This is a genomic window from Stutzerimonas nosocomialis (assembly GCF_005876855.1).
GTDB classification, from domain to species: domain Bacteria; phylum Pseudomonadota; class Gammaproteobacteria; order Pseudomonadales; family Pseudomonadaceae; genus Stutzerimonas; species Stutzerimonas nosocomialis.
Map to the genome: position 1 here is coordinate 78,222 of NZ_QLAE01000018.1, position 12,147 is coordinate 90,368.

Below are 12,147 nucleotides of genomic sequence, written 5' to 3' on the forward strand. Positions count from 1 at the left end.
GTGGCGGCCGGGGTGCACCACCACGCCGGCGCCGGCCATCAGAGGCGGCCGTGGGTGCCGGTGGCTTTTTCCTCGACGGGCACTTGCGGCAGCGCCTCGCCCGGCTCGGCCTCGCGGGCCTGGACCACCGGCGTTTCGGCTAGTGGGGAAGTGGAACTGGCGGCGGCCATCTGTTCGGCCTTGCGCCGCCGACGCATGCGCCGGATCGGCCACATCACGATGTAGATCACCGCCACGCCGACGGCGGCGAGCAGCCCCCAGAGCGCGGCGAGCAGCCCGAGTCCGGCACCGGGGCCGACGTAGGCATGGGCCGCGAGGGGCAGGGTGGTGAGAAGCAGCCCGGTGATCAGGGCCTTGGGGAATCGCTTGGTGTCAGCGGTCATGACATTCACCTTTGCTGAGGATTGTCGATAACGGCGCGGAAGTCCTTGTCGAATTCTCCAACAGAGAAGCGTTGTCCTGACGAGACGATCGGAATGTAACGGTCCTGGTCTCCACCGCGGATCGGGTTGATGAACTCCCAGGCGATCTCGCCTGCGGGCGTCACTTCGAAGAGCCGACCGCCATCGGATTCATTGATCAGGCGGTTGCCGTTGGGCAGGGTCTGGGCCGAGCTGCGCACATAGCTGTCGAACGGATGTTCATCGTTTCCCGCGTAGCTCCAGACAATCGCATGGGTGCGAGGGTTCACTTCCAGCACCCGCGCGGCGTTGCCGACCTGATAATTGGCGGCGTTGTCGAACAGCGTGAAGTTGCCGTTGGGCAGCGCCCGCGCATCGTGCTGCACGATCCACGGGCCGCGCGTCGCCCAGGTCATCTCGCCGGTTTCAGGATCGACCAGGGCCACGGTGCCGATGTTGCGAAAGGAAATCAGCACCTGGCCCGGACGCCCCTGTGCCGGGGCGAAGGCGGCGCTGAGGGTCTCGTCCAGGTAGTGCACGCTGTTGGCGTGCAGCGGGTCGGAACCGGCGTAGGCGGGCGTCTGGTAGACCGGCTCGGCGAACGGCGAGTCGAGGAACGCCCTGGCCAGCGACACCTTGCTCAGCTCCTCGCCGGTCTGGCCGTCGAGCACCACCAGGAAGTCGTCCAGCCACGGCCGTTCCAGCCCCTGCAGACCGGGGATGTCGTCTTCGCTGAGGTCGTGGGTGAGGGTCACGACGCGCCCGTCGGGCGTCAGGTGCAGGTCGTGGTGGGTCGGCCCGTGGTAGGCCCAGATCAGTTTCGAGTCGCGGTCGATGCGGATCAGCCCATAGCCCCAGGGCGTGTCGTTGTCGGCGGTGATCACCACCAGCAGGTCGCCGTTGGGCATCAGCCGCGCCTTGTCCCAGTAGATGCGATCGGCATCGCGCGGCGCGCGGCCGCTGGGGCTCTTGTCCCAGATCTGGTCGTAGGGCAGTTCCCAGCGGTGCACCACCTTGCCCTGCATGTCGATCAGCTGGGCGTAGCTGCCGTCGCCGGAGGTGTAGAGCGTGACGCCCTCGTAGGCCTGGCCCGGTTCGTGGAGGGTCACGCCGCGGTCGTCGCGTCGCGCCTCGCGCCACAGGTGGGTCTCGGTGTACAGGTCGGTGGCCGACAGCTGGCTGAGCAGCGCGTGTCCGGCTCTGTAGGCGTCGTTGAAATAGCGGTAGGGGAAGGTCTTGGAGAGCGCCACGAACGCACCGGCCACGAAGGCGATGAACACGATGGCCACGAAGAAAAGGGTAAATCCGATCCGATCCGATCGATCCATCCGACCTCCTGCAGTGGGGTGCAAGACAGCGGCGCGCATGCGCGGCGTGAGGGACGGGCGCTCAGCCCGAACCTGCCTTGGGACTGCGTCAATGCCGTCGCGTTCGCTTCGAATCCGGCCGGCGAACGGCAATCGGTAACAAGATGCTGCCCGACCAGGAAAGGCTTTGGTGCGCCAGCGCCCACGAGACGCTGAACGTACGGCGTCGCGGTTTGTCTGCCTCACAGGCGCGCCAGCGACCGCTGGTGCGCAGCCTGTCGAATCACAAGGTGCCGTACATGACCGATGACATGACCCACGTCGCCCCGCCGCAGAGTCCAGCCCCGCTGGGCCGGCCCCGCCGCACCTTCGGCCTGGCGGTATCGATTCCCCTGTTGCTGGCGGTGGCGACCCCCTTTCTCTATCTGCACGGCAAGGCGTACCACGAAGGCTACCTGGGCTATTTCGATCTCGAACCCTCGATGTTTCCGCTGGATACCGCCGCGACCCTGATGACCGCCGTGATGGCCTGGGCGCATGCGGCGACGGCCGGGATCACCGGGCTGACCGCGCTGCTGGCGGCCAACCTCGGCCTGGTGCTGGCGCTGTTCGTGCTCGCGGTGCTGCTGTTCGGGACCTTCAACTACCTCGTGCGCCGCTATCGCCCGGCCCTGGAGCGGTCGCGGCGAGCCCAGGCCGGCGATGCGCCGGCGAGCTGGTGGCGCGAGCTGGTGCGAAGCGCGCTCTACCTGTTCCTGCCCGGTTATGCGCTGTTCGCGCTGCTGCTGCTGGTGGCGCTGATCATCCTGCTGAACGTCGTGCCCTTCGTGAAGGTCGGTGCCGGCCAGGCGGCGCGTGACCTGCAGGGCGAGTTCAGGCGTGCGCCGGCGGTTCAGGTGGCGGACATGGCCGGCGCGGTGTCCGAGTACCGGCTGATCCAGTGCTCGACGCTGTTCTGCGCGCTCTACGCCCGGGGCACGGTGATGGCGGTGCCGGTTTCGGCGATCAACGCGGCGGTCACGGATGTCGGCGACAAGCTGGCGAGCGGGCAGGATCGGCCCCGGCGCGAGTGACAGGCATGGCGTCGGATTCCGCGCTGTGGCTCGGTTGCGCCGGCTGGAGCCTGCCTCGCGAGCAGTGGCCGGCCTTTCCCGCCGAGGGCACGCACCTGGAGCGCTACGCCGGGCGCCTGCCGGCCTGCGAGATCAACACCTCCTTCTACCGGCCGCATCGGCCGGCCACCTACGCCAGGTGGGCGCAGAGCGTGCCGGCCGGGTTCCGCTTCTCGGTCAAGGTGCCCAAGCAGATCACCCACGAGCAGCGCCTGCGCGACTGCGATGCCCTGCTCGAGGCCTTTTTGGAACAGTGCTCGGCGCTGGGAGACCGGCTCGGCTGCCTGCTGGTGCAGCTGCCGCCTTCGCTGGCCTATGACGCGCCAGTGGCCGAGCGCTTCTTCACCGCGCTGCGGGACCGCTTCGCCGGCGACGTCGCGCTGGAACCGCGCCATGTCAGCTGGGGGCAGGCCGAGCCGCTGCTGCACGAGATGCGCATCGCCCGGGTCGCGGCCGACCCGTCTCCGCTCGGCGAGCCGTTGCAGCCGGCGGGCTGGCCGCAGCTGCGCTATTACCGTCTGCACGGCTCGCCACGCCTGTACTACTCGGCTTACGGTGCCGAGCGCCTGCGACCCTTGGCAAGGCAGTTGCTGGCCGAGCGCGAGGCCGGGGCGCGGGTCTGGTGCATCTTCGACAACACCGCCAGCGGCGCGGCGGTGGCCGATGCGCTGCTCATGCAGGAACTGCTCGACGGGGCGGGGTGATCGTCCTGATGGTGGGGTGGAGCTTCACCATGACTCCTTCCCCGGCAGGGATATCTGAAGAGCTACGCCCGGGAGCGGTCTTGACCGCGAGCTTTTCGCCCTAGCACCCGATCTCCCTGCCATCAACAGAGCCCACGATCCTGTGGGAACGGTCGGGGACGCCTGGTCTTGCCAGCGAGCTCTTGATCCCAGACGTAAAGACCAACCCCTTCAAGCAGACCAGCACGCCTGCGCAGCAGGCCCTTTCCGCACCACTCGTCGACGGTCCGCCCCGGCATCCGGCCCGCGATTGTGAGGGGCGGGGATGGAGGCGTAGAATCCGCGCCGCTCAGGTCGCTCTCCCATCTCCATCGTATTCGCCGTCCAGCCCTTCACGGCCGGAAGCGGTGCTTGCCGTGCATGGAACGGATGGGTTTCTTCTTCGCTGTTCCTTTCGGCGTCCCGTGTCCCACGGGAGCGCGGCCTCGCCATTGGAACAGGCTCTACCTTCAGACTCGCTCGATGACCACAGTTGCGGATACCACCGCCGGACGCTGGCTCAGTGTGATCGCACTGGCCCTTGGCGCCTTCATTTTCAATACCACCGAATTCGTGCCGGTGGCGCTGCTGTCGGACATCGGCCGCAGCTTCGAGATGCCCACGGCCCACGTCGGGCTGATGCTGACGATCTACGCCTGGGTGGTGGCGCTGATGTCGCTGCCGATGATGCTGCTCACCCGCAACATCGAGCGGCGCAAGCTGCTCACCTTCGTGTTCCTGGTGTTCATCGCCAGCCATGTCGTTTCCAGCCTGGCGTCGAATTTCACCATGCTGATGGTCAGCCGCGTCGGCATCGCCCTGGCCCACGCGGTGTTCTGGTCGATCACCGCGTCGCTGGCCGTCCGGGTCGCGCCGCAGGGCAAGCAGGCCCAGGCCCTCGGCCTGCTGGCGACCGGCAGCGCGCTGGCCATGGTGCTCGGCATTCCGCTGGGCCGGGTGGTGGGCGAGCTGCTGGGGTGGCGAACCACCTTCCTGGCGATCGCGGTCATCGCCGGGGTCACCATGCTCTGCCTGATGAAGGCGCTGCCGCTGCTGCCGAGCCAGAATTCCGGTTCGCTGCGCAGCCTGCCGGTGCTGTTCAAGCGTCCGGCGCTGGTAGCCGTCTACGTGTTGACCGCGCTGGTGATTACCGCCCATTTCACCGCGTACACCTACATCGAACCCTTCGCCCAGCTCGTCGCCGGCATCAGCGGCGACATGACCACGGTCCTGCTGTTGCTGTTCGGCGGCGCGGGCATCCTCGGTTCGTTCCTGTTCAGCCGCTACAGCGGCCGCTACCCGAAGGGCTTCGTGATCGCCGCCATCGCGGTGCTGTCGCTGTGCCTGCTGCTCCTGCTGCCGGCCGCGACGGATGCCTCCTCGCTCGGCGTGCTGGCGGTGGTCTGGGGTATCGCCAGCATGTGCTTCGGCCTGGCCCTGCAGTCCAAGGTCCTGTCGCTGGCCTCCGACGCGACCGACGTGGCGATGGCGCTGTTCTCCGGCATCTTCAACATCGGGATCGGTGGCGGTGCCCTGCTGGGCAGCCTGGTGAGCACCCACCTCGGCCTGCCGAACGTGGGTATCGCCGGCGGGCTGCTGGCCTTCGCCGGGCTGATGCTCTGCTGCCTGACCACCTACCGTTTCGCGCGCCCGCTGCGGCCGACGGTGCCGTAGCGCCGGCAGCGGACGGCGATGCCCTGGCCGGCATGCGTTCTGTCGGCTTTGTCGGCGCCGGCGTTGTAAAGCGCGCACGCTGGGCTACATAACTCTTATGTCTGCCGATTCCACAGGCCAGGCGCGCGGCTGATCGCAGGAAGCGGGCCGGCCTGGCAACCGGGCGTGGCCCCGCGCGATCGGCAGGCCGACGCCGGACGGTCCGGCATCCCTGAGTCATCCATGGGAGCCCCGCATGAACGCCTTCGCTGTCTGCTCGCCACGCGCCTTGCGCCTCGTCGCCACCGGCCTGCTGTGCGCCACGTCCATGGCCTGGGCACAGGTGCCTCTGGTCCTCGCGCCTGCGGCCTACACCGACCATGCGATGCGAATCGTCACCGACCGCCAGCGGCTGCTGAGCCAGCAGGGTGGCGTCGAATCGGCCTCGCTGCGCACCGCCACGCCGCACGCCACGACGCTGCGCTTTCAGCGCAACCCGGCGGTCGCCCACTGGGCCGAGAGCGTTCAGCTGCAAGCCTTTCGCCACAGCGATCCGTTGCTGGCGCAGGTGCTCGAAGGCTTCGCCTCCCGCCACGATGCGGTCGCCACCTTTCGCGAGATGGTCGGCCAGTATGGCTACAGCCCCGACGACCTGTCGGCGACCGCCGCCACCGAGCTGATCGTGGCCTGGATGATCGTCCACGACGCGCCCGAGCCGAGCCCGGCGCAGTTCGAGGCCGTGCGTCGCCAGTTGCATGCCAGCCTGCTGCAGAACCCGACGGTGCTCGAGCTCAACAGCGATGCCCTGCAGGCCACCAGCGACCCCCTGCTGTTGCGCAGCGTGACCTTCGCCATCGCCCGGGGCGCGCCCGAGCTGAGAACCCGGGAGCAGCGCGAACAGCTGCGCCAGCGCGTGGCCGCCCTGGTCCGCGAGTCGTCCGGGCTGGACATCCAGCGCCTGACCCTGGCCGAAGAGGGCTTTCGCTGACGGAAGGTCGCATGGCGGTCCGACCGTCGCCGCCCGCGATCCGGCTCGGGGACGCCGCGCCGTCCGTCTCCCATGCCGGTCGTCCGACGTGCTGAACGTCGTCCGACCGCCAGCCTCCAACTGTTTAACAGCCGCGTCCGAGGGACTGCCCATGAGCGAAGACTTGCCGCTGCACGGTCAGCCTCCGACCGAAGACGAACCCGACATCACGATGACCGACGCCGCAGAAGCCGAGCCCGGAGAAGATCCGGACTTCGACGAAGCCGGTGAAGGCGTAACCGACCAGCCGCGTGAGCAGAGGAATTGAGCCATGATCGACAAAGACGACCCCCTGGTAGAAGAAGAAGGCCAGACCCCCACCGATTACGACGAATACGGTGAAGGCCCCAACGTGGAAAACGCACCCGAGAACATCGACGAAGCCGGCCGCGAGCAGATGGAGCGGCAAAAGAACATCGACGAAAGCCCGCTGGGGTGAGATCCGGCGCACCTGGCCCATGAAAAAGCCCAGCACTTGCTGGGCTTTTTTTCGTGCGCGCCTGACGGCTCAGGCGTGGGGCTTGTTGCGGATGGTCTTCATCAGGTCGTCCGGGGTGATGTATCCGACCACGCTGGCCGTGCTGCCCGGTTGCGGCAGGTTGAGGATGTTGCCCTTGATCTTGCCGATCACGTGCATCTCGCAGGGTTTGCAGTCGAACTTCAGGGTCAGTACCTCGTCGCCGTGCACCAGCTGCATCGGCGCGACCTTGGTGCGTACGCCGGTGACGCCCTTGGCCTGTTTCGGGCACAGGTTGAAGGAGAAGCGCAGGCAGTGCTTGGTGATCATCACCGGCACTTCGCCGGTTTCCTCGTGGGCCTCGTAGGCCGCGTCGATCAGCTCCACGCCGTAGCGCTGGTAGAAGGCGCGGGCCTTCTCGTTGTAGACATTGGCCAGGAAGGTCAGGTGCGACTCGGGGTAGACCGGTGGCGGCACGCTGACCGCCTTGCGGCCGCCCAGCGGGCGGATGGCTTCGCGGGCGACGGTCAGCGCCTCGACGGCTTCGCGGCGCAGGGCCTTGAGCTGCGAGTTGGGGATGAAGAACGCCTGGGGCGCGTCCACCTCGACCTCCTCGGCGTGGTAGATCGTGGTACCCAGCTGGCTCAGCAGGTCGGCGATCTGGCCGGGCACCTGCTCGGGCTTCTTCGCTTCACCGAAGGGCCCGGCCAGCGAGACCGTGGCATAGGCGCCTTCTTCGCTGGTGACGTGCAGCTCCAGGTCGTCCGCCCGCAGCCGGGCCAGCCAGCGCACGCCGATGCGGCGTTCGGCCGAAGTCTTGAGCAGCGCCTGCTGCCAGTTGTGGTCCAGGTTGCGGTTCAGCGGATGGTTCGGCCGCAGCTGGCGCAGCGCGGCGGGCATCTCGTTGGGCTCGACGCGGTACCGCCAGAACGACTGGCCGTCCTCGTCGAACTGCTCCAGCGGCTCGACCACGCTGGCGCGGAAACCCACCACCTCACGCTTGACCAGCACGTTCAGCCCGTCGCCGTTGGACAGCGGCTCGCGGGTCTGGACGGTGAGGTCGTGCTTGCCGACCTTGAGCACTTCACCCACGGCAAGGCCGGTGAAGGTCGGCGAATCGAAGGCGCCGATGTCGATCTTGCGGTCGGTGACGAAGTAGTCGGTGCTGCCGCGGTGGAAGGTCTTGTCCGGGTCCGGCACGAAGAAGTGCTCGGTGCGACCGCTGGAGGCGCGGACCAGGTCGGTGCGGTCCTCGAGGATCTCGTCGAGGCGCTGGCGGTAGTAAGCGGTGATGTTCTTCACGTAGCTCACATCCTTGTAGCGGCCCTCTATCTTGAACGAGCGCACGCCGGCATCGACCAGCGCCCGCAGGTTGGCGCTCTGGTTGTTGTCCTTCATCGACAGCAGGTGCTTGTCGAAGGCCACCACGCGGCCCTGGTCGTCCTTGAGCGTGTAGGGCAGGCGGCACGCCTGGGAGCAGTCGCCGCGGTTGGCGCTGCGGCCGGTCTGCGCGTGGGAAATGTTGCACTGGCCGGAAAACGCCACGCACAGGGCGCCGTGGATGAAGAACTCGATGGCCGAGTCCACCTCATCGGCGATCGCGCGGATCTCGCGCAGGTTCAGCTCGCGTGCCAGCACCAGCTGCGAGAAGCCGGCCTTGGACAGGAACCTCGCGCGCTCCAGGGTGCGGATGTCGGTCTGGGTGCTGGCGTGCAGCTCGATCGGCGGGATGTCCATTTCCATCACGCCCATGTCCTGCACGATCAGCGCATCGACGCCGATCTCGTACAGCTGCCAGATCAGCGCGCGCGCCGCTTCCAGCTCGTCGTCATGGAGGATGGTGTTGAGGGTGACGAACACCCGCGCGTGGAACAGGTGGGCGAATTTCACCAGTTCGGCGATGTCCGCGACGCTGTTCTCGGCGTTGTGCCGCGCGCCGAAACTCGGCCCGCCGATGTACACCGCATCGGCGCCATGCAGGATGGCCTCGCGCGCGATGGACGCATCCCGCGCGGGGGAGAGCAGTTCGAGATGGTGCTGGGGTAGGGACATGGGCGCGGACCGGGTGTGTTCGAAAGTCGCGCATTGTAATGGCTCGCGGGCGGTTTGGGATTGGCCACTGGACATGTGGGCCGGCCGAGCGGCTCCCGTCTGACCAGGGGGCCGGTTGCCGGGCCGTTGCGTCTCTTTTCCGCGCAAGCGGCCGTGCGGAGTGCGCCTGTCCGCCAATCGCTTTCGCATCCCAGGACAGGGTCCCGGCAAGCGCGGGCGTGATTCTCTCCGAGCTTCTAACGATTGCTGATTAAAATGATTACGAATCTCATTAGCGATTGATTATTATCGCTCGTCCGCGAACGCCTGACCTTTGGTTACAAAAAACAAGGCACGCGGCTGACCCCCCACATCGAGGATCGCAATATGACTGGCAACACCGCCGGGCTTGATAAGGCACGGACACCTTGGCGACTGACCACCACCGCTTTCCTGTGCTGCGCGCCGCTGGTCGCGGCTCCCCTGAGCGCCAGCGCGCAGGAGTCGCGCCGCGCGGAAGGGCAGGAGCCGTTTCGCCTCGCACCCCTGATCGTCAATGCCAACGCCTCCGCGGGTGACGACTCGAGCACCGTGGTGGCTCAGGAGCTCTGGGTCGGTGGCAAGGTACCGACCAGCATTCTCGATACACCCGCTTCGGTTTCCGTGGTTACCGAGAAGGAAATCGCGCAGCGCAGCGCCAGCACCACCGAAGAGGTGCTGCAGTACACGCCGGGCGTCATTACCGACTACTACGGTACCGACGACCGCAACGACTACTTCAAGATCCGCGGCTTTCAGGCCACCACCTACCGCGACGGCCTGACCCTGGGCTCGATGCGCGGCGTCCGCGAAGAGCCCTTCGCCTACGAGCGGGTCGAGGTGCTGCGGGGCGCCAACTCCACGCTGTTCGGCCCGGCGGACCCGGGCGGCTCGGTGAACTTCGTGAGCAAGAAGCCGCGTTTCGAGCGGTTCGGCCAGGGCTACGTGACCTACGGCTCCTTCGATCATGTCGAAACCGGCATCGACGTCGGGGATTCGCTGAACGAAGACCAGACGCTGGCCTACCGCTTCACCGGCAAGATCCAGAACAGCGACCGCGAGTACGACCACTCCCAGGACGACGACCGGTTCGTGATGGGCGGCCTGACCTGGGCGCCGACGGCCTTCACCTCGGCCACCGTGCTGCTGGACTACCTCAAGCGTGACAGCACGCCGAACAGCGGCGGTTACCCGCTGGACAGGGAATACGACCGCAGCGATTTCTTTGGCGAGCCCGGCTTCAACTACCACGACGTCGAGCGCACCGGTGTCACCGGGTTCGTCACCCACGACTTCGACAATGGCTTCGTGCTGCGCGGCAACCTGCGCTACAGCGAGCTGACCGACGACTTCGGCTACATCTACATCAACGACACCCCCGCGCGGGCTGGCACCACGGTGGGCCGTGACTACTTCGGCACCGACAGCGAAGCCGAGGAGCTGATCGGCAACCTGATCCTGCAATACGATGCCCGCTTCGAGAACATCGACAGCAGCACCCTGGTGGGCGTGGAATACCGCGATGCCTCGACCGAAGACACCTCCATCTACGGGAATGCGAGCCCGATCGACCTGGCCAATCCGGTGTTCAGCGGTGCGCCGACCGGTCTGAACGTCTACAGCCGCAACAAGCAGGACTACACCACCAAGTCCCTGTTCCTGCAGCAGAACCTGTCCTTCTACGAGCGCTTCATCGTCACCGCGGGTGTGCGCAACGATTCCATGGACCTGTCCAGCACCGACATCACCGCGACCCGATCCTCGGACAACTTCTCGGAAACCTCCCTGCGCGGTGCACTGACCTACAGGGTCACCGACGAGATTTCCACCTACGTCAGCATGGTCGAATCCGTCGCGCCGCCGCAGATCGGCGTCACCCCGGAGCGCGGCAAGCAGTACGAGCTTGGCGTGAAGTATTCGCCGTCCGGCATGAATGCGCTGTTTTCCGCCGCCGTGTATGACCTGACTCAGGAAGACGTCACCATCGCCGTGGTGCAGCCCGGCACTGGCGCCATCGTGCGTGAGACCATTGGCGAGTCCCAGGTGCGCGGCCTCGATCTGGAAGCCAAGGCCGAGCTGACCGCCAACCTGAGCCTGGTCGGCGGCTATTCCTACATGGAAACGGAAGTCATCCGCGGCACGGTCTTCGGGGGAACCTCGATCAAGGGTAACGAGTTCGACGCGGCGCCCAAGCATTCGGCGTCCTTGTGGACCTACTACAGCCTGCCGGGCACGGACATGAGCGTCGGCCTGGGTGCCCGTTACATCGGCGCCTATTACTTCGATGCCGTCAACAGCGCCAAGAGCGATGCCACCACGCTGTTCGACGCCGCCTTCAACTACCAGATCGCCCGAGGCACCGACCTTGCCGTCAACGTCAGCAACCTGCTGGACGAGCAGCACGTGGTCGGCTCCGGCACCGCGGATTACTACAACCCCGGCCGCGAGATCACGGCCAAGCTGAGCTACAGCTGGTAATACCCTCTGGCCCAGGACCCGCTGCCCGCGTCTGCGAGCTGGGCGGCGGTGCGAGGGCCGTCCTGTGAGGCTTCTGGCCGATCACGCAAACGAGTGATCGGCCAGGCCCGTCTCTACGCACGCGCCGTGCGCAATCCTTGATAACGCCTCGACTCCCGCGCGCGGCTGCAGCCGCAGCGAACCTCTCCCAACCGTGATGGTTGCCGGGTCACCGCTTCGCGGCGATGGGGCAGTGTGGCTGTCTCCATGACCGAGCTTGATTTCTGCCTGTCGTGCTTGCGTCGCATCGGCAGTGCGCCCGTAGCGGCTCGATGAACCACGAACGTCGGCGAGACGGCGTGGCCGTTCCGAAACGCTGCGTCACCGGAGGGCCTATGTTTGCGGTGATGTCCGGGCAGGGCGTGGCTGCTCAACAGGCTTGCGGGTTGCAACCGCCCTGGGTTCGCAGCGCCGATACCCGGGGTAAGCCCTGTAGGGCGGGTGAAACCCGCGCGGCGGCACCGCGTGTTCGGTTCATACAATCCTCACAGCGTGCCTTCCCCAGGCACACCCCTGTCCTGGAGGGCGCGAACGACCCCATCAAGACGATCGGACGCATGGCCTACGGACTTCCGGGACTCGGCGTATCTCTTCTGACAATCAAGGCCGCCTTCTCTGGGAAGGCGCGATGACTCTTTCTTGGCGGGGACGCCGGAGCGTTGGGGACATTCCCACGCGGGGACGTGGGAACGGATAGGTAATGTCACGTGGTACCGCAGATTCGAAAGGAGAGGGTGCGGCTGGCCAGATCATGACTCGCCGCACCTGCGTGGCGCCTGTGGTCAGAAGTCGATGCTCATGCCCACGACTACCCGGCGTCCGTCCAGTACCACTTCATAGTCCTCGTTCGAGACTTCCTTGTCGGCGACGTTGTAGAGGCC

The 12,147-nt window shown here is 66.6% G+C and carries 10 protein-coding genes; 7 read left to right on the forward strand and 3 right to left on the reverse strand.

Translation table 11 applies throughout. From position 1 onward, the window contains the following. Positions 1-38 precede the first annotated feature (38 nt). Together DN824_RS22620 and DN824_RS12835 are read right to left on the reverse strand one after the other, a co-directional pair. The gene (locus tag DN824_RS22620; RefSeq protein WP_138408796.1) at positions 39-383 is read right to left on the reverse strand and encodes a hypothetical protein; all 345 of its coding nucleotides are present in this window, start codon (positions 381-383) and stop codon (positions 39-41) included. Between the two features lie 5 nt (positions 384-388). After that, positions 389-1,729, reverse strand: a complete 1,341-nt coding sequence (locus DN824_RS12835) for an arylsulfotransferase family protein (protein ID WP_158295383.1) — start codon at positions 1,727-1,729, stop codon at positions 389-391. Between the two features lie 278 nt (positions 1,730-2,007). Between DN824_RS12835 and DN824_RS12840 the strand changes: the two genes are divergently transcribed. The 6 genes from DN824_RS12840 to DN824_RS22575 all read left to right on the forward strand — a co-directional run bounded on the left by DN824_RS12840 (position 2,008) and on the right by DN824_RS22575 (position 6,661). Beyond that, positions 2,008-2,781 carry a hypothetical protein gene (locus tag DN824_RS12840; protein ID WP_138408798.1) on the forward strand — a complete coding sequence of 258 codons (774 nt, stop codon included), beginning with the start codon at positions 2,008-2,010 and terminating at the stop codon, positions 2,779-2,781. Positions 2,782-2,786: 5 nt separating this feature from the next. Beyond that, positions 2,787-3,524, forward strand: coding sequence for a DUF72 domain-containing protein (locus DN824_RS12845; protein WP_138408799.1), 738 nt, complete (start codon positions 2,787-2,789; stop codon positions 3,522-3,524). 501 nt (positions 3,525-4,025) lie between these two features. Beyond that, the gene (locus DN824_RS12850) at positions 4,026-5,216 is read left to right on the forward strand and encodes a sugar transporter (protein ID WP_138408800.1); all 1,191 of its coding nucleotides are present in this window, start codon (positions 4,026-4,028) and stop codon (positions 5,214-5,216) included. A gap of 235 nt (positions 5,217-5,451) precedes the next feature. Beyond that, positions 5,452-6,183: a DUF6683 family protein gene (locus tag DN824_RS12855; protein WP_138408801.1), complete on the forward strand. Its 732-nt coding sequence runs from the start codon at positions 5,452-5,454 to the stop codon at positions 6,181-6,183. Positions 6,184-6,334: 151 nt separating this feature from the next. Further along, positions 6,335-6,490, forward strand: coding sequence for a hypothetical protein (locus tag DN824_RS22570; RefSeq protein ID WP_174236510.1), 156 nt, complete (start codon positions 6,335-6,337; stop codon positions 6,488-6,490). A 3-nt stretch (positions 6,491-6,493) separates the two neighbouring features. Further along, positions 6,494-6,661, forward strand: a complete 168-nt coding sequence (locus DN824_RS22575; RefSeq protein WP_174236511.1) for a hypothetical protein — start codon at positions 6,494-6,496, stop codon at positions 6,659-6,661. 69 nt (positions 6,662-6,730) lie between these two features. Here the strand turns inward: DN824_RS22575 and DN824_RS12860 are convergent, their stop codons facing one another. Continuing rightward, positions 6,731-8,731: a peptidase U32 family protein gene (locus DN824_RS12860; protein ID WP_138408802.1), complete on the reverse strand. Its 2,001-nt coding sequence runs from the start codon at positions 8,729-8,731 to the stop codon at positions 6,731-6,733. A gap of 366 nt (positions 8,732-9,097) precedes the next feature. Here DN824_RS12860 and DN824_RS12865 point away from each other — a divergent pair, with 366 nt between their 5' ends. After that, on the forward strand, positions 9,098-11,227 hold the full coding sequence (locus tag DN824_RS12865; protein ID WP_138408803.1) for a TonB-dependent siderophore receptor: 2,130 nt from the start codon (positions 9,098-9,100) through the stop codon (positions 11,225-11,227). Positions 11,228-12,147 lie beyond the last annotated feature (920 nt).

Bases quoted from the DNA above. Each gene is read 5' to 3' on its own strand.
- DN824_RS12840 (WP_138408798.1), top strand. From the start codon at position 2,008: ATGACCGATGACATGACCCACGTCGCCCCGCCGCAGAGTCCAGCCCCG.
- DN824_RS12835 (WP_158295383.1), bottom strand. From the start codon at position 1,729: ATGGATCGATCGGATCGGATCGGATTTACCCTTTTCTTCGTGGCCATC.
- DN824_RS12860 (WP_138408802.1), bottom strand. From the start codon at position 8,731: ATGTCCCTACCCCAGCACCATCTCGAACTGCTCTCCCCCGCGCGGGAT.
- DN824_RS12850 (WP_138408800.1), top strand. From the start codon at position 4,026: ATGACCACAGTTGCGGATACCACCGCCGGACGCTGGCTCAGTGTGATC.
- DN824_RS12855 (WP_138408801.1), top strand. From the start codon at position 5,452: ATGAACGCCTTCGCTGTCTGCTCGCCACGCGCCTTGCGCCTCGTCGCC.
- DN824_RS22575 (WP_174236511.1), top strand. From the start codon at position 6,494: ATGATCGACAAAGACGACCCCCTGGTAGAAGAAGAAGGCCAGACCCCC.
- DN824_RS22620 (WP_138408796.1), bottom strand. From the start codon at position 383: ATGACCGCTGACACCAAGCGATTCCCCAAGGCCCTGATCACCGGGCTG.
- DN824_RS12865 (WP_138408803.1), top strand. From the start codon at position 9,098: ATGACTGGCAACACCGCCGGGCTTGATAAGGCACGGACACCTTGGCGA.
- DN824_RS22570 (WP_174236510.1), top strand. From the start codon at position 6,335: ATGAGCGAAGACTTGCCGCTGCACGGTCAGCCTCCGACCGAAGACGAA.
- DN824_RS12845 (WP_138408799.1), top strand. From the start codon at position 2,787: ATGGCGTCGGATTCCGCGCTGTGGCTCGGTTGCGCCGGCTGGAGCCTG.